This window comes from Moraxella sp. FZLJ2109 (genome assembly GCF_024296965.1).
Lineage (GTDB): Bacteria > Pseudomonadota > Gammaproteobacteria > Pseudomonadales > Moraxellaceae > Moraxella.
In genome coordinates, this window is the sequence record NZ_CP101112.1 from 813534 (window position 1) to 830744 (window position 17211).

18 protein-coding genes are annotated in these 17211 nt (G+C 47.8%); 9 read left to right on the plus strand and 9 right to left on the minus strand.

Annotation, left to right across the window (positions count from 1 at the left end; translation table 11 throughout):
* Positions 1-80 precede the first annotated feature (80 nt).
* Together NKU06_RS11545 and NKU06_RS03765 are read right to left on the minus strand one after the other, a co-directional pair.
* The gene (locus tag NKU06_RS11545) at positions 81-206 is read right to left on the minus strand and encodes a hypothetical protein (RefSeq protein ID WP_256521285.1); all 126 of its coding nucleotides are present in this window, start codon (positions 204-206) and stop codon (positions 81-83) included.
* A 76-nt stretch (positions 207-282) separates the two neighbouring features.
* Positions 283-1560, minus strand: coding sequence for a glutamate-5-semialdehyde dehydrogenase (locus NKU06_RS03765; RefSeq protein ID WP_254728833.1), 1278 nt, complete (start codon positions 1558-1560; stop codon positions 283-285).
* Between the two features lie 392 nt (positions 1561-1952).
* Between NKU06_RS03765 and NKU06_RS03770 the strand changes: the two genes are divergently transcribed.
* The 7 genes from NKU06_RS03770 (at position 1953) to NKU06_RS03800 (ending at position 8093) form a co-directional block, all read left to right on the plus strand.
* Positions 1953-2726 (plus strand): ABC transporter ATP-binding protein, encoded by a 774-nt coding sequence (locus NKU06_RS03770; RefSeq protein WP_254728834.1) that lies wholly within the window; start codon positions 1953-1955, stop codon positions 2724-2726.
* A 36-nt stretch (positions 2727-2762) separates the two neighbouring features.
* Positions 2763-3524, plus strand: coding sequence for a transporter substrate-binding domain-containing protein (locus NKU06_RS03775; RefSeq protein WP_253222851.1), 762 nt, complete (start codon positions 2763-2765; stop codon positions 3522-3524).
* A 110-nt stretch (positions 3525-3634) separates the two neighbouring features.
* Complete coding sequence (locus tag NKU06_RS03780) at positions 3635-4432, plus strand: transporter substrate-binding domain-containing protein (protein WP_254728835.1); 798 nt, start codon at positions 3635-3637, stop codon at positions 4430-4432.
* Positions 4433-4536: 104 nt separating this feature from the next.
* Complete coding sequence (locus NKU06_RS03785; RefSeq protein WP_371923543.1) at positions 4537-5292, plus strand: transporter substrate-binding domain-containing protein; 756 nt, start codon at positions 4537-4539, stop codon at positions 5290-5292.
* 161 nt (positions 5293-5453) lie between these two features.
* Complete coding sequence (locus NKU06_RS03790) at positions 5454-6173, plus strand: ABC transporter permease (RefSeq protein WP_253222849.1); 720 nt, start codon at positions 5454-5456, stop codon at positions 6171-6173.
* Positions 6170-6892, plus strand: coding sequence for an ABC transporter permease (locus NKU06_RS03795; RefSeq protein WP_253222848.1), 723 nt, complete (start codon positions 6170-6172; stop codon positions 6890-6892). The genes NKU06_RS03790 and NKU06_RS03795 overlap by 4 nt, the downstream gene beginning before the upstream one ends.
* A gap of 250 nt (positions 6893-7142) precedes the next feature.
* Entirely contained in the window at positions 7143-8093 is a 951-nt protein-coding gene (locus NKU06_RS03800; protein ID WP_253222847.1) for a glutathione S-transferase family protein, read from the plus strand.
* Positions 8094-8192: 99 nt separating this feature from the next.
* Here NKU06_RS03800 and NKU06_RS03805 read toward each other — a convergent pair whose 3' ends face one another.
* Positions 8193-9122: an Hsp33 family molecular chaperone HslO gene (locus NKU06_RS03805; RefSeq protein ID WP_254728836.1), complete on the minus strand. Its 930-nt coding sequence runs from the start codon at positions 9120-9122 to the stop codon at positions 8193-8195.
* A 324-nt stretch (positions 9123-9446) separates the two neighbouring features.
* Here NKU06_RS03805 and glmS point away from each other — a divergent pair, with 324 nt between their 5' ends.
* Complete coding sequence (gene glmS / locus NKU06_RS03810) at positions 9447-11285, plus strand: glutamine--fructose-6-phosphate transaminase (isomerizing) (protein WP_254728837.1); 1839 nt, start codon at positions 9447-9449, stop codon at positions 11283-11285.
* Positions 11286-11356: 71 nt separating this feature from the next.
* Here the strand turns inward: glmS and hisH are convergent, their stop codons facing one another.
* A complete protein-coding gene (gene hisH / locus NKU06_RS03815) occupies positions 11357-11989 on the minus strand; it encodes an imidazole glycerol phosphate synthase subunit HisH (RefSeq protein ID WP_254728838.1) in 633 nt (210 codons plus the stop codon).
* A 10-nt stretch (positions 11990-11999) separates the two neighbouring features.
* A complete protein-coding gene (hisB, locus tag NKU06_RS03820) occupies positions 12000-12593 on the minus strand; it encodes an imidazoleglycerol-phosphate dehydratase HisB (RefSeq protein WP_253222843.1) in 594 nt (197 codons plus the stop codon).
* A gap of 276 nt (positions 12594-12869) precedes the next feature.
* On the opposite strand from hisB, the gene def reads away from it, so the two are divergent.
* The gene (gene def / locus NKU06_RS03825) at positions 12870-13394 is read left to right on the plus strand and encodes a peptide deformylase (protein WP_253222842.1); all 525 of its coding nucleotides are present in this window, start codon (positions 12870-12872) and stop codon (positions 13392-13394) included.
* 102 nt (positions 13395-13496) lie between these two features.
* On the opposite strand, the gene NKU06_RS03830 is transcribed toward def, so the two are convergent.
* The 4 genes from NKU06_RS03830 to NKU06_RS03845 all read right to left on the minus strand — a co-directional run bounded on the left by NKU06_RS03830 (position 13497) and on the right by NKU06_RS03845 (position 16995).
* Positions 13497-13832, minus strand: coding sequence for a NirD/YgiW/YdeI family stress tolerance protein (locus NKU06_RS03830; protein ID WP_254728839.1), 336 nt, complete (start codon positions 13830-13832; stop codon positions 13497-13499).
* Positions 13833-14037: 205 nt separating this feature from the next.
* Positions 14038-15249 (minus strand): serine/threonine transporter SstT, encoded by a 1212-nt coding sequence (sstT, locus tag NKU06_RS03835; protein ID WP_254728840.1) that lies wholly within the window; start codon positions 15247-15249, stop codon positions 14038-14040.
* Positions 15250-15460: 211 nt separating this feature from the next.
* Positions 15461-15961 (minus strand): ribonuclease E activity regulator RraA, encoded by a 501-nt coding sequence (gene rraA / locus NKU06_RS03840; RefSeq protein ID WP_254728841.1) that lies wholly within the window; start codon positions 15959-15961, stop codon positions 15461-15463.
* A gap of 116 nt (positions 15962-16077) precedes the next feature.
* Complete coding sequence (locus tag NKU06_RS03845; RefSeq protein WP_254728842.1) at positions 16078-16995, minus strand: pseudouridine synthase; 918 nt, start codon at positions 16993-16995, stop codon at positions 16078-16080.
* Positions 16996-17211: the final 216 nt, after the last annotated feature.

Sequence of the window (17211 nt, forward strand, 5' to 3'; positions counted from 1 at the left end):
CTTTTTGGAGTTGATATAAATTTTGGACAACAAAAAGTCCGCCCAAAATATTAGGCAGACTAAAGATAGATGGAGATTGATTAGAAAATTGAGACGAAATTAGCCGACGCCACGCTGAACGCTGAACGCTGAACGCTGAACGCTGAACGCTGAACGCTGAACGCTGAACGCTGAACGCTGAACATTATCAGAAAGTATTTAGACATTGCAAACATTTTTTAAGATAGATGATTTATTTCATTATAACAAAGACAACATGAAATGAAACCATCTTTTTTCGCGCTATCGCACCTCCCCATGCCCAAAGACCACCCATTTTTCGGAAGTCAATCCATGCAGACCCACAGGGCCACGAGCGTGAATCTTATCCGTTGAGATACCAATCTCAGCACCCAAGCCATACTCAAAGCCATCAGCAAATCGGCTGGATGCATTGACCATCACGCTCGATGAATCGACACGACGTACGAATGCATTGGCGGTGGTGTAGTTCTCGGTGATGATGACATCGGTATGATGGCTGCCATAGTGATTGATGTGGCTGATGGCATCATCTAGGCTGCTCACCACTTTGACCGCCAAGATTGGTGCCAGATACTCTGTGTACCAGTCATCTTCTGTCGCCGCCTGATAAGCATCACTCTGCCCGAGTATGCCTTGACTGACTGGGCATAAGCGAAACTGCATGGCACTGTCTGCATCCATCATTGCCTGTGTGATGGCAGGCAACAGCTGTTCTGCGAGTGCCTCATGCACCAGTAGCGTCTCCATGGTGTTACAGGTGCCATAGCGAGAAGTTTTGGCATTGGTGGCAACCTTAATCGCCATCTCGTGATTGGCATCTTGATCGATATAAGTATGGCAATTACCGTCCAAATGCTTAATCACTGGCACGCTTGCCCCACGACTGATACGCTCAATCAGCCCCTTGCCACCACGGGGAATCACCACATCGACCGACTCTTTCATAGTGATTAGACTATCCACCGCCGAGCGATCTGTGGTCGCTAACACCTGCACCACATCCTGTGGCACGCCTGCCATCTTAAGCCCTGCATGGATACAGGCAGCAATGGCTTGGTTGGAGTGATACGCCTCAGAGCCACCCCGCAAGATGATGGCATTGCCCGATTTGATGGCAAGGCTTGCTGCCTCGATGGTGACATTTGGGCGAGATTCATAAATCATCCCGATGACGCCGAGTGGCACACGCATCTTACCCAGCTGGATGCCTGATGGACGATAGGTCATTTGGCTAATTTCACCCACAGGGTCAGGCAGGGCAATCACATCATCAAGCGATGCAATCATACCATCAAAACGCGCTTCATTGAGCACCAAACGGTCAAGTAATGACGCCTCAAGCCCATTATCCTGCCCCGCTTTGACATCGATGGTATTGGCATCAAGCACGGCTTGTTTTTGTTCAATCAACGCCTGCTTGATACAGCTTAGGGCGTGATTTTTGGTTTGGGTGTCGGCGGCAGCAAGCACAGCGGCAGCGGCTTTAGCAGCTGTACCCACTTGATTCATATAGTTTGTGATGTCGGTGATACTCATGGCGTGTCCTGTTTTTTAATTTTAAATTGATAAGACTATAGCATCACAGCCCCGATTTGGCAAGTAATCCGCACTACGAACACGACTGCGATTTGTCAAACTAGCGCGCCCACACTCGCCATTTTTATCTAAGAAAATTTGTATAAAATTCAATCATCACCAGCAAATATCCATCAAATTTTTCATAGAAAAATGCAGATTATTCATAAAAATAGCGATTTTATATGCTTTTTATCCGCTTTGATGAAAAATACAGCAAAAAATTGTGAAAAATATTTGCCTTTATTTTAGTTTTGGGTAAAAATATGCTATTACAACTTCGTTTTTTGTGATCAGCAGGATGCGTTATCGTCACAAGCTTTATTTACAGATTAAACAAGACAGGAAGATTTATGACCGGCTTACGACCAATTGCTTTGGACTTACAGGACATTCACAAGAGCTATGGCTCTTTGGATGTCCTAAAAGGTGTTTCCCTGACCGCCCATGATGGTGATGTCATCAGCATTTTAGGTTCGTCAGGTTCAGGCAAATCAACCCTACTTCGCTGCATTAACCTACTTGAAAACCCAACTTCAGGCAAAATCATCGTCGGTCAAGAAGAGCTGAAACTCAAAAGCAAAAACGGTGAGCTGATCGCCGCCGACCGTCGTCAGCTTGAGAAACTGCGTTCAAAGATTGGCTTTGTATTCCAAAGCTTCAACCTATGGCCGCACAAAACCATTTTACAAAACATCATCGAAGGCCCAACCCAAGTGCTGGGTCTAAGCAAAGAAGACGCGATCAAGGATGCTGAGCGTTTATTGACCAAGGTTGGTCTGTTGGACAAAAAAGATGCCTACCCTGATAATCTGTCAGGCGGTCAGCGTCAGCGCGTCGCCATCGCTCGCGCACTTGCCATGAAGCCGCAAGTGCTGCTGTTCGATGAACCGACATCGGCACTAGACCCTGAGCTAGTCAATGAAGTGTTGGCAGTCATGCGTGAACTTGCTGCCGAAGGTCGCACCATGCTGATCGTCACTCATGAAATGCGCTTTGCTCGTGAAGTATCTAGCAAGGTCGTATTTCTACATCAAGGTCGCATCGAAGAGATCGGCACACCCGAAGAAGTCTTCGATCGTCCAAAATCAGAGCGCGTGCGTGAATTTATGGCATCGCATCGTTAATTGTTAATTTGCCCATCATTTATTAAGGACATTACCATGCACAAACTTACTGCACTTGCCGCCATCAGTACCATTGCTTTGGTCGGTTGTAACCAAAAACCTGCCGACACTGCTGCTGACAGCACCGCAGTTCGCACCATCGTGATCGCAACAGAAGCGGCTTACCCTCCATTCAACGACACGGATGCCAGTGGCAAAATCGTCGGCTTTGATGTCGATGTGATCAACGCCGCCTGCGCTGAGATGAAAGCCAAATGCGAAATCGTCGCACAAGATTGGGACGGTCTGATTCCAGGTCTGCTTGCCAATAAATACGATGCCATCATCGCAGGCATGTCAATCACCCCAGAGCGTCAAGCACAGGTGGATTTTAGCGAGCCATATTTTTCTAACACCATCGTTTGGCTTGCCAAAAAAGACGGCAGCTTTGACCCAAATAACATCAAAAACCTAGTGCTGGGCGGTCAGCGTTCTACCACAGGTGCTGCCTACATCACCGAAAAATATGATGGCAAAGACGGCAACACCGTACAGCTGTACGACACCTATACCAATGCTTATCTTGACATGAAAGCAGGTCGTAACGCTGCAGTCATGGCAGAAAAAGCATCAGCATCTGACTGGCTAAAACAAGAAGGCAATGAAGCGTTCGGCTTGGTCGGTGATGAGATCGATAATGATGACAACCTAGGTATCGCTGTGCGTAAAGGCGATGCACTAAAAGACGAGCTGAACTCTGCTTTGGCTAAGCTAAAAGAATCAGGCAAACTTGCTGAAATCGAAAAAGCTTATTTTTAATCTGTCATAGATTTGACTTTTGTTGTTCATAAAACGGCAGTCATCATGTCATATTTTGACTGCCCTTTTACCCATTGAGCGCATTTGCGCTGACCGTTAAGGATACTGTCATGAAATTAAGTTATATCGCCGGCGCTGTGTTCGCCGCCGCTGCCTTGTCTGCTTGCAGCAATGAAAAACCTGCTGAGCCTGAACAAGCTGCCGCCCCTGCTGCTACCGAAGGCGAACAAAAGCACATTCGTATCGTCACTGAGTCGAACTTCAAGCCGTTTAGTTATCTGGATGTCCAAGGCAATGTCGTCGGCTTTGAGATTGACCTTGCCAATGCGCTGTGCGAAGAGATGAAAGCCAAATGCGACATCGTCAGCCAAGATTGGGACAGCTTAATCCCAAGCCTGCAAGCCAATCAAGCAGACGCCATCATGGCGGGTATGTCTATCACCCCAGATCGCCTAAATGTCGTGGACTTTAGCGAGCCATATTTTGATAATAAACTGGTCTTGATCGGTAAAAAAGGCGACGACATTTCGCTTGACACCATCGCAGGCAAAACCATCGCCACCCAACAAGCCACCGTATCAGCCGAATACCTTGCCAAGAACTATCCAGATGCCATCGTCAAAACTTATGATAAGCAAGACAATGCCTATCTGGATTTGACCGCTGGTCGTGCTGATGCGATGATGTCTGACATCATGCCTGTCAGTGACTGGCTGACCACTGAACAAGGTCAAGGCTACGAGATCAAAGGCGATGCCATCGATATCGATGATAAAGTCGGTATCGCAGTGCGCAAAGGAGATGCGCTAAAAGCTGAATTTGACGCTGCCTTAGCAAGCCTAAAAACCAACGGTAAATATGCCGAGATCGCCGCCAAGCATCTGGGCGACACCGTAAAAGTACAATAAATTTACAAAGACAAAGATGAGTTGAACATCTTTGTTACCATTCAATCAAGGAGAAGATGATGAAATTCAATAAATTTGGTATCGCAGCTGCTGTGATCAGTGCGATGACTTTGACCGCGTGCGGCGGCAACAGCGGCGATAAAGCAGCTGCTGAAGGCGGCGAAGTGCTACGCATCGCAACCGAAGGTGCTTATGCACCATTTAACTTCACCAATCCAGACGGCAGCGTCGGCGGCTTTGATGTCGATATCGCCAATGCCCTATGCGATAAGATGCGAGTCAAATGTGAAATCGGTGCGCAAGATTGGGACGGTATCATTCCTGCACTGAAGACCGGCAAATTTGACGCCATCGTCTCAGCGATGTCGGTAACGCCTGAGCGCAGCGAGCAGGTCGATTTTAGTAAACCATACTATGTCAATACCTTGGTATTTTTGGCGAAAAATGACTCAACTTTTGACCCAACATCAGCCGCCGCCATCGAAGCTGCCAAGATCGTCGCTCAGCGTTCGACCATCTCAAGCCAATGGCTGACCGCCACTTATCCAAACAGCAAACCACAGCTGTATGACACCTTGGATAATGCCTTCATCGATCTGGGCAATGGTCGCGCTGATGCGATGATCTCTGATAAGCTGCCTGCATTGACTTGGCTAAAATCCGACCTAGGTCAAGGCTTTAGTATCAAAGGCGATGACATCGATATCGATGACAAGATCGCGGTAGCTGTCGATAAAGGCAATACCGAGCTATTGACCAAAATCGATGATGCACTTGCTGCGATCAAAGCCGACGGCACTTATAAGCAAATCGTCGTCAAGCACTTTGGTGAAGAAGGCATGCCTGCTGGCATGGAGTAATCTTGCTCATCAAGCGTGATTGGCTAAACAAGGATGTGATAGCAGTCAATGCTTGTAAAAACTTGGCACGCCATCTCATGGATTGCAGACGGTGTGCGTCATTTTTACAAGAATTATAATTGACTATTTTTAATTTTTTACCATTTAAATAAGGTATTTCAGTGTTTGATTTACAAGGTTATGGCCCGATTTTATTACAGGGCACACTGCTGACCATTAAGCTTGGCTTAACAAGCCTAGTCTTTGGGCTGTTGTTTGGCTTGTTGGGTGCTTTGGCCAAATTATCAGGCATTTGGATTTTGGAAAAACTTGCCAATCTGTACACCACTGTGGTGCGCGGCATCCCTGAGCTGTTGATGGTATTTTTCATCTTCTTTGGCGGTGGCATTATCTTAGCAATGATTGCTAAGCAGCTTGGCTATTCTGGACGCGTGGACATCAGCCAGTTTTGGGCAGGTGTTGCCGCGTTATCGATCATGTTCGGTGCTTATGCCACCGAAGTATTTCGCATGGCGATCCAAGATATCCCAAAAGGACAATGGGAGTCGGCACAAAGTATCGGTATGCGTCCGACACAGACCTTTTTTCGTATCATCTTGCCACAGATGTGGATGGTGGCGCTACCAGGGCTTGGTAACTTGGCACTGGTCTTATTAAAAGACACGGCACTGGTCTCGCTGATTGGTTTGCATGATTTGATGTATTTTTCACAGCGTGCTGCGCAATCGACACAGCAGCCATTTACCTTTTTCTTGACAGCCGCCTTGATTTATCTGGTGCTGACTTCGGTGATCACCCTGTTTATGATGTGGTCTGAAGATCGTGCCAATCCTGCTGCGCGCTACGCCAAAAAACTTCGTAAGCTAGGGGGTAGATCATGAACTGGAACTGGCAAGCGATCATCCAATATTTCCCCGATCTACTCAAGGCATCGATCACCACCATTGAGCTTGTGGTGCTGTCGTGTGCTTTAGGCTTGGTCTTTGGCGTACTGCTTGGCTTATGGCGATTATCACCGATTGCTTGGCTGCGCGCCATTCCTGCGGCGTATATTTTCTTTTTCCGTGGCACGCCGCTATTGGTACAGATTTTCTTGATTTATTATGGCTTGGGTCAGTTTGATGCGGTGCGCGAATCAGCACTGTGGAAGCCTGTATTTAGTGTGCCGTTTTGGTGTGCGATCATCGCCTTTACGCTGAACACTTCTGCCTACATCGGTGAGATCGTTCGTGGCGCGATCCAAGCTGTGCCAAAGGGCGAGCTTGAAGCCGCTGATGCCATCGGTATGTCATGGGTACAAAAACTGCGCCGCATCACCCTGCCGCGTGCTTTTGGTATCATGATTCCTGCTTATAGCAATGAAGTGATTTTTATGCTAAAAGGCAGTGCCTTGGCAGCATCGATCACGGTTGTTGAACTGACGCACAAGGCGCGCGACATCATCGCAGTGACTTATCTAAACCTTGAGATGTTCTTCGCGGCAGGTGTGATCTACCTAGTGATCAGCTGGATTTTCTTATTTATCTTCCGTCAATTTGAACGCCACATCAACCGCCATAAGCGTTATGTACCACCAAGCCAAACCCAAGTCTCGGCGTGATGTTCGATTGACACTCATAAAAACTTGCCCATCGTCATGATCGGCAAGTTTTTTATTGGCTGATGATTGCTTGGTTTAAATACCCAAACTTGTCATACGCCGATTGGCGTGATAGACTAGATCTTGATAATAACAATGAACCACCCGCCCCATCCACAGCACATTATTATTCACTCAATCAAACTTATCCATCGCGTTCATTGGTGCGCCTGCGGTAAGGTAATTTTTATAACAATAATAAGGAAACGATATGGGACTTTTAGTCAATGGTGTCTGGCATGACACTTGGTATGAAACTGGCAAAACCAAAGGTCGCTTCGTGCGCGAACAATCTGGATTCCGTGATTGGCTGACCAAAAATGGCGAACCCGGTCCCAATGGTGAAGCTGCCGTCCCTGCCGCAAAAGGTCGCTATCATCTGTATGTCAGTCTAGCCTGTCCATGGGCGAACCGCACGCTGATTGTCCGTAAGCTTAAAGGATTGGAAGATCTGGTATCGGTATCGGTCGTGCATTGGCTGATGCGCGAGCATGGTTGGACTTTCCAAGAAGGTGAAGGCGTGATCGCAGATCCTGTGATGAACGCCAAATATCTGCACGAGCTTTATACCAAAGCGCGCCCTGACATGACAGGTCGTGTAACCGTGCCTGTACTGTGGGATTTACAAGAAAATCGCATCGTCAGTAATGAATCCAGCGAGATCATTCGTATGTTTAACACGGCATTTGATGATCTGGGCGCAAAGGCAGGTGATTACTACCCCATTCATCTGCGTGATGAGATCGATGCGATGAATGAGCGCATTTATCCGACGGTCAATAACGGCGTGTATCGCTGCGGTTTTGCCACCACCCAAGAAGCCTATGAAGAAGCGTTTCACCCTTTATTTGAGACCCTAGATTGGCTGGATGAACACTTAAGCTCTACAGACTATCTGGTGGGCAATCAGCCGACCGAAGCGGACATTCGCCTATTCACCACGCTGATCCGCTTCGATGCGGTGTATTATGGGCATTTTAAATGCAATAAAAAACACATCCGCGACTATCCTGCCTTGCATCGCTATGTTGATCGCCTAATGCAGATGCCTGAGTTCGCCGAGACCATCAATATACACCACATCAAGCATCATTATTACCAAAGCCACACCACCATCAATCCAACAGGCGTTGTGCCGATTGGTCCTGATGTGCTGTACTGATTTTTGGATAAGAAAACACCGCATGGCATCTGATCATACGGTGTTTTTATTGCCGATGTTTCACATGAAACCTATTTGAATGGCAAAGTATAAAGCTGATTATTGCACCGTCTCGCTCACAGGCGCATCATCGATGCCAAACAGCTGATCGATCGCCTTGGCATCAAAGCGGTATTCTTTACCACAAAAACCGCAATCAAGCACAAGTGCGCCATCATGCGCGACAAGCATTTGCTTAGCATCATCCAGACCCAATTGCACAATTGCCCCTTCGGATTTTTCCTGAGAACAAGTACACGCAAAATGTAGCGGTGTACTCTCAGGCAACGCCACTTCTTCTTCGTGATACAAGCGGTACAAGATCTCATCGGCTGGTAAATCGGTGATCTCATCGGCTTTTAGCGTATTGGTCAAGACGCTCAAGCGATCCCACAGATCAGGGTCGTTTTCTTTATCTTCATCGCTTTGTGGCAGCAGCTGCACCAACACACCACCTGCTGCGACATCATTGGTGGCAAGCTTGATGATGGTTGGGATTTGTGCTGATTGTTTTTGATAATGCGCCAAGCACTCGCCCAGATTATCACTCACTCGCTCCACGATGCCTTGGTACGCTTCGCCCTTATCAGGATGAATGCTAATAAATAGCACGCCTGCGCCCAATTGCGCAAAGGCATCATCGCTGCTGACAAGACTTGCCCAAAGCTTCTGATCGTCTTCACTTTGAGCATCAAAGCTTGCCAATGCACGCACTGCGCCTGTGTGATCGCACTCTGCCATCGCCCAATTTAGGCGCGCGTTATCGTCTGAAGTCTGTAGCTGAATCGACAGCTTACCGTCGATTTTTAGCGTGCCAATAAGCAGACTTGCCGAGACCAACATCTCGCCAAGCAGTGCTTTGATCGCAGCAGGATATACCTTTTGAGCGATGACAGTTTGATAAGCATCCGTCAGACGCACGACATCGCCACGCACCACCGAATTATCAATAAAAAAACGCTGACGGTAGTTGTTTACATCAGTAGTCATAAAATTTTCCAAAATAAGAGATGATTGGCTCATTAATGGGGATGCTTGGTGAAATTTCTAGGGCGTGGCAGATGGTTTTTCCAAGGGTTTAGTTTGGTGAATGGATTTGAATTAATCTTAAGATGCTACTTTGGGACAATGGCGATGGTTTGGGTAATTGGATACAATTGATCAAAGCTGTGATATAAAATTTTACACTCTCACCCCCAATCACCGTGATATAATCACACAGTTGCACCGCCTAACGATTTGGGGTGGCTGCAAGCAAAGTTTTTACACTTTTTACTTTGATATTTTTTCTACTGTGATACTAAGGAACAAGCTATGTGCGGTATCGTTGGCGCAATTCGTGCGCATCATAATGTGGTTGATTTTTTGACAGACGGTCTAAAGCGTCTGGAATATCGCGGCTATGACTCATCAGGCATCGCGGTGCAGACCGAGACAGGCATTCGCCGAGTGCGCCGTGTCGGTCGCGTGGCACTGATGGAAGAAGCTGCCAAGAATAAGGAAATTTATGGTCATACCGGCATCGGTCATACGCGCTGGGCAACGCACGGTGGCGTGACTGAGCCGAACGCACATCCACACATCTCAGCAGGTCTGATCTCGGTGGTGCATAACGGCATCATCGAAAACTTCGAAGCTGAGCGCGTCCGCCTAGAAGCGCTGGGTTATGTGTTCGAATCACAGACCGACACCGAAGTCATCGCCCACAGTGTGCACCACGAATATGTCAATAATGACCATGATCTGTACACCGCCGTACAAGCTGCGACCGCGCGTTTTCACGGGGCGTATGCCATCGCTGTGATCGCCAATGACAAGCCGAATCAAATGGTTGTCGCGCGCATGGGCTGCCCGCTATTGGTCGCCTTTGGTGATGATGAAGTATTCATCGCATCTGATGTATCGGCAGTGATTGCCTTTACACGCCGCGTGACTTACCTAGAAGATGGCGACATCGCCCTACTATCAGCAGGTGGCATTGATAAGCTACTGGATAAAGATGGCGTGGAATCAACACGTATTGTCAAGACTTCTGAGCTGTCTTTGGCATCACTTGAGCTTGGCCCATACAGCCACTTTATGCAAAAAGAAATCTACGAGCAGCCGCGCGCCGTATCTGACACCGCTGAGATTTTCTTAGAAGGCGGTTTTATCGCTGAGAACTTTGGTGATGATGCACCTGAGATTTTTGGCAAAATCAATAGCATCAAGATTCTTGCCTGCGGTACTTCGTATTATGCCGCTTTGACAGGTAAATACTGGCTTGAAAGTATTGCCAAAATCCGCTGCGATGTTGAGATCGCCAGCGAATATCGCTATCGCGATGTCATCGGTGATGAAAACGAGCTGATTGTGACCATCAGCCAATCAGGTGAGACGCTTGATACCATGGAAGCGTTGAAGTTTGCCATGACCCAAGGGCACAAATACAGCCTATCCATCTGTAATGTGATGGAATCAGCCCTACCTCGCAACTCAACGCTTGCAATCTATACCCGTGCCGGTGCTGAGATCGGCGTGGCAAGTACCAAAGCGTTTACCACACAGCTTGTAGTGCTATTTGGTCTTGCGGTGACTTTGGGTAAAATCCGCGGTCATGTCAGCGATGAGACCGCTGAGCAATACGCCGAAGAGCTACGCCTACTACCAGGCAGTATTCAGCACGCTTTGAACCTTGAGCCACAGCTTGGTGCATGGGCACAAAAATTCTCAGCCAAGCCGTCAGCGCTGTTCCTAGGTCGCGGTATCCACTACCCGATCGCCCTAGAAGGTGCATTGAAATTAAAAGAGCTGACCTACATCCACGCTGAAGCCTATCCAGCTGGTGAGCTTAAGCATGGTCCGCTTGCCCTAGTCGATGAAAATATGCCTGTGGTCGTCATCTCGCCAAACGATGGTCTATTGGACAAAGTCAAGGCCAATATGCAAGAAGTGTCGGCGCGTGGCGGTGAGCTGTTTGTGCTATCTGATCTTGATAGTGACTTCACGGCAGGTGAAGGCATTCATGTCATCCGCACACCGCGTCATGTCGGCGTACTATCGCCAATCGTCCACACCATCGGTGTGCAGCTGTTGTCATATCATGTTGCCTTGGTGCGTGGCACCGATGTCGATAAACCTCGTAACCTAGCTAAGTCGGTGACGGTGGAATAAGCCGCTCTCTGAACAAAACAAAAATCCAGCGAATGATCTGTTCGCTGGATTTTTCTTGGCTGAATGGATGCTTAAGGCTGCCATTTGATAAAGTTTGACAATAGTTTTAATCCTGCGTCATGGCTTTTTTCTGGGTGAAACTGCGTGATGAACAGGTTGTCACGGATAATGCTTGAGCAGAATTTCTCGCCATATTCGGTGGTGGCGATGATCAGATTGTCATCTGCCACAGGGTCGCAGTAGTAGCTGTGCGTGAAATAAAAATGCTCATGATTGCAGCCATCCCACAACTCATGATCAGTGTCAGCATCGACACGATTCCAGCCGACATGGGGGATTTTGATCGGATGGCCATTCTCGACCCAAGTCTCATCAAACAGACGCACCGCCCCTTTAATGATACCAAGACATGGCACATCCCCTTCTTCAGAATAATCAAACATCGCCTGCATACCGACACAGATCGCCATCACAGGCTTATTTGCTAGCGCATCTTTCACCGCGACATCAATGCCGTGCACCTGCATATTTGCCATAGCGTCACGCATCGCACCGACACCGGGCAGCATGATTTTATCACTGGCCTTGATCACTGCAGGATCGCTTGTGATGACGACATCACCACCAGCGACACTCAGGGCATTTGCCACAGAATACAGATTTCCCACGCCATAATCCAGCAGTGCAATTTTTGGGGCAGTCATCGTCATCCCCTTATAGCATTTCTTTGGTCGATGGCAGCTGATTCAGCGCGCGCTCATCGTATTCGACTGCCATGCGTAAGGCTCTTGCCAAGGCTTTAAACACACTTTCGATCTGATGGTGACTGTTTTTGCCTTTTAAGTTATCAATGTGTAAAGTGATGAAAGCATGATTGACCAAGCCATAGAAAAACTCAGAAAACAGATCGACATCCATCTTGCCAATGTGCGAGCGCGTAAACGGAATATCCATGTGCAGTCCCGGACGACCCGAAATATCCACTACCACGCGACTTAGGCTCTCATCCAGTGGTGCGTAAAAATGCCCATAACGGCGGATACCTTTTTTGTCGCCTAGGGCGGCTTTTAGCGCCTGACCGATGGCAATGCCGACATCTTCGACGCTGTGATGGTCATCAATGTGCGTATCGCCGACACATTTGACATCCAGATCGATCAAGCCGTGGCGCTTAATCTGATCAAGCATATGATCCAAAAACGGCACGCCCGTATCTAGGACGCCTTGACCTGTGCCGTCAAGGTTGATGCTGACGCTGATTTGCGTCTCGGCGGTGTTGCGAGTGATGGTGGCGGTGCGTGCGGTCATGGTAAATCCTTGCAAATGAATCAATTTAGGTCGCAATGGCAATCGCTGACATTTATCTTGTATTGCATCTTACGACGATAATTTTGATATTTTTACATAAAATACACCCCTTGCCAACTGCTAATTGGGGTATAATGGCAAATTTATTCGCTTTTGGGCAATTTGCCGCCAAAAGCCACCATGCATGATTTAAAAATTTGGCATCCGTCCCCATCTTATGATCAATTCATCTGCTTGGACAGATGATATATGTTTAAAAATTTTTAAGGGTAAATTATGGCATTATTACCAATTTTGGCTTATCCTGATCCGCGTCTGCGCACCATCGCCGCGCCTGTGGCTGCTGTGGATGACACGATCAAAACTTTAATCGATGATATGTTTGAAACCATGTATCACGCCAACGGCATCGGACTTGCCGCCACGCAAGTCGATCGCCATGTGCAGCTGATCGTGATGGATTTGGCACGTGATGGCGAAGAGCCTGCGCCGCAAGTGTTCATCAATCCTGTGGTGACGCCGCTGACCGATGAACTTAAGCCATATCAAGAAGGCTGCCTGTCTGTACCTGAAGTATATGATGATGTCGAACGCCCAAGCCGCGTGCATATTGATGCGCTGGATCGTGATGGCAAGGCGTTCAGCATTGATGCCGATGGGCTGTTGGCGGTGTGCATTCAGCATGAGATGGATCATCTAAACGGTAAATTGTTCGTCGATTATCTCTCGACGCTCAAGCAAAGCCGCGCGCGCGATAAAGTCAAAAAAGTACTAAAAGCACGCGAAAAACAATCAGCGTGATTGCCATCTAAAGCCATCATTGATGGCTTTTTTGTTGAGCATCCAAAAAGAAAAAAAAAGAAAAACCCACCACATGGGCGGGTTATCAGCGATAATTAACCATCAATGAATCTGTAGATAATCGGTCTCGATCTCGACGCTGCCATCGCGTTTTTTGTCCAGTTCACCTGTGATGGTTACGGTCTTGCCGATGATGTTGCTGCCACGCGTTTCGTCATCATCGATATCGACGCGCACTTTGCCACTGGCGTCTTGTAGCTCATAGCTTTCTTTGGCAAGCTTACGGATGATTTTGCCTTTGATGGTGACTGGCGTCTCATCGCTTAGATTTTTGGCGGTGGCAGCGGTGATGACTTGGGTGGCCTGTGCGTGCGCTGCACCTGAGACCAATACAGCAGCGGCAAGTAGCGCGGTCGATAGCTTGGCGAATGATTTCATAAAAAACTCCTGAAATGATAAACTTAGGTTTTCTTTGGCAAAGCTTATCTTGCCCTGCCGATGTGTGTATTACACCACACCAAGCTTAAATTAAGCTTAAGGCGGGCATTTGACAGAGAATTTTTTATCAATTTTCTGCTAAGTTTTTGATTTATCATAGAAAAAAACCTGCCAAAGATGACAGGTTTTTGTGCATTGATGAAATTTAGCCCTTATGAGCGAACTTCGGATCTGCCGCTGCGGTGAACAGCACATCGGTCGATGAGTTCAGCGCAGTCTCGGCTGAGTCTTGCACCACGCCGATGATAAAGCCGATGGCAACCACTTGCATGGCGATGTCATTTGGGATGTTAAATAGACTACACGCCAATGGAATCAGTAGCAATGAGCCACCTGCCACGCCTGATGCACCGCACGCCGATAGCGAGCCGACGATAGCAAGTAGCAGCGCTGAGCCGAAGCTGACTTCAATGCCAAGTGTGTGCGCCGCTGCCAAGGTCAGTACATTAATAGTGATCGCCGCGCCTGCCATGTTGATGGTCGCACCCAGTGGAATGGTCATCGAATAGGTGTCTTCGCTCAAGCCCAATTTGCGCGCAAGGTTCATGTTCACAGGGATATTCGCCGCTGATGAACGGGTAAAGAACGCCGTCACGCCTGACTCACGCAAGCAGGTGAATACCAGCGGATATGGGTTTTTGCGCGTCATGGCAAAGACGATGATCGGGTTCACCACCAATGCGATGAACAGCATCGAGCCGACCAGTACCAGCAATAGGCGTGCATAGCCAACCAAAGCTTCGACACCCGTCTCAGCAACGGTGCTCGCCACAAGACCCAAAATACCAAATGGCGCAAGTGCAATGATCCACTTAACCACGCTCGTGACCGCTGTGCCCAGATCGGCAACGACTTGGCGTGTGGTCTCAGCCACATGACGCAGTGCAAGACCGATCAGCACCGCCCAAGTCAAGATGCCCATATAGTTGGCTTCTGCCAAAGATTTGACAGGGTTTGCCACCAAGTTCATCAAAAGATTGGCCAAAACTTCACGCAGGCTTTGTGGTGCCGCTTGTTCGACTGCTTGCATATTGGCAAGGGCAAGCTCAGTTGGGAACAAGAAGCTTGCACCCACTGCCACCAATGCCGCCGAAAAAGTACCGATCAGATACAGCACAAAAATCGGCTTGATGCGCACATCGCTGCCCACTTTATGCCCAGAGACCGCTGCAAGCACCAGCACAAAGACCAATACAGGGGCAACTGCCTTTAACGCACCAACAAAAATCGACCCCAAAATCCCAAGGCTCAATCCTGCTGCAGGGGCAAACACCCCGATCAATGTACCGACAATCAGCGCCAACACAATCATCGGCACCAAGCCCACTTTCAAATAAGCATCCACGATCGAACGCATACAGACTCCTAATAACGCCAAGCGTCACTGACAAAAGTTACTTGTAAAATAGGTGTACTATACCACTTTTTGGCGATAAAATCTGTAATTTGTTGCACAATTCTTGCAAAATGATGGTGATTGCGGTGTGATGTGTGTGCGCTTTCACAAAAAAAGCCCATCAGACTGACAAGCTTTTTCGATGAATGACAAAAATCTGGTGAAAATTTACTCACACTAACGGCTCAGACGCGACAATGATGCCATTATTATCTGCATAAATATAATCGCCATCGCGGATGGTCACACCGCCAAACTGAAGCGTCAGACCCACTTCGCCGATGCCTTTGCGCGTGGATTTTTGGGGAATGCTTGCCAATGCCTGTACGCCCAACTCCATCGTCGCCATCGCATCGACATCGCGCACGCAGCCATAGATGATTACGCCTGCCCAACCGTGCTTGACCGCCGACTCTGCGATCATATCACCCAATAGCGCACAACGCATCGAGCCGCCGCCATCGACGACCAGCACACGCCCTGCACCATCGGTGGCAAGCAGCTCTTTGACGCGCGAATTATCTTCAAAGCACTTGACCGTCACCACCTGCCCGCCAAAGCTTGTGCGCCCGCCAAAATTACGAAAACTCTTGCCATCGATATACGGCGACACCACGCCTGTGACTTTATCGCCTTGATCATCCAATAAATCGCAAGTGACAAATTGCACCATCACACCACTCCTTGTTTTAGGTTTGTAGATTTGTAGATTTGTAGAGTTTTTACTGTACAATGTATCAAAAACCTTGTCAATTTATAAGCATAATTTTGTCAAAAAATAGCCGCACATCAGCTTGGCACAGCCGCCAAATCCAGCTCAAATCCTGATTCAAACGCCATCATCTCACCTGTCAATGGATCGATAAAGGACAGTCTTTTTGCCAGTAATTGTAAAGGATGGCTAAAATCATCATCGGACTTATGCGATACAGTAGGATAAAAGCTGTCATTGACGATCGCGATGCCAAGATGATTCATATGGACGCGCAATTGGTGCAGTTTGCCCGTACTTGGATGCAGTTCGTATTTGGCAAATCGCCCATCATTACGATATTCAAGCACATCGATCTTGGTATGTGTATTGGGCGTGTGATTGCCGACTTGCATGGTATAAAATGGCTCACCCCGCTCAAGATACAGGCTTAGTTCTAAGGGAAATTGTAAACTTGTGCTAACAGGTGCGATGGCATGATATACTTTATGAACATCACGCGTGGCAAATAAGCTTTGGTAAGCTTGGCGCGCCTTATGCGTCTTGGCAAACATGATAAGCCCTGCCGTCTCACGATCCAGCCGATGAATGGGCGAGATCGCATCATTGTCAAATTGGCACTTAAGCCGCGTCAGCAGCGTCTGCACCACATAGCTTCCTGCAGGTGCGATAGTGAGAAAATGTGGCTTATCCACCACAAGCAAATCATCATTTTCAAAAACAATCCGATGCACAAAAGGCACGACAGTCTCACTAGGCAGCGCACGATAATAATAAATCGTCATGCCATGCTGATAAGGCGCATCCACGCCAAGCACCGCGCCATCTGTCGCCACCACCAAGCCATCGTCAAAGCGTGCGCGCCACTCATCCGCGCTGATGTGGGCGAATTTGTCACAGACATAAGCAAAAATACTCTCAGGCTGTACAGCCATCTTGGGCAAGTATAGCTTGCTTGGCGAAATGCCGTTTCGGGTTGGTGGGGTATGGGTCATGATTTGGCAGGACAATGGATTTGATGGCATTGTAGGTAGGCACCGCCCAAAAGTCAAGCTCGACAGTTTTGATAAAATAAGTCGTTTTAATCAATCATATCAATCATATCAATCAGATCTTCATGTATGATTGATTTTTTATAATTTAAAAAATTTACACTTGTAAACTGTAAATCCATCACAAATCATGCTAAGATAAAGCAAATTTTTATAATT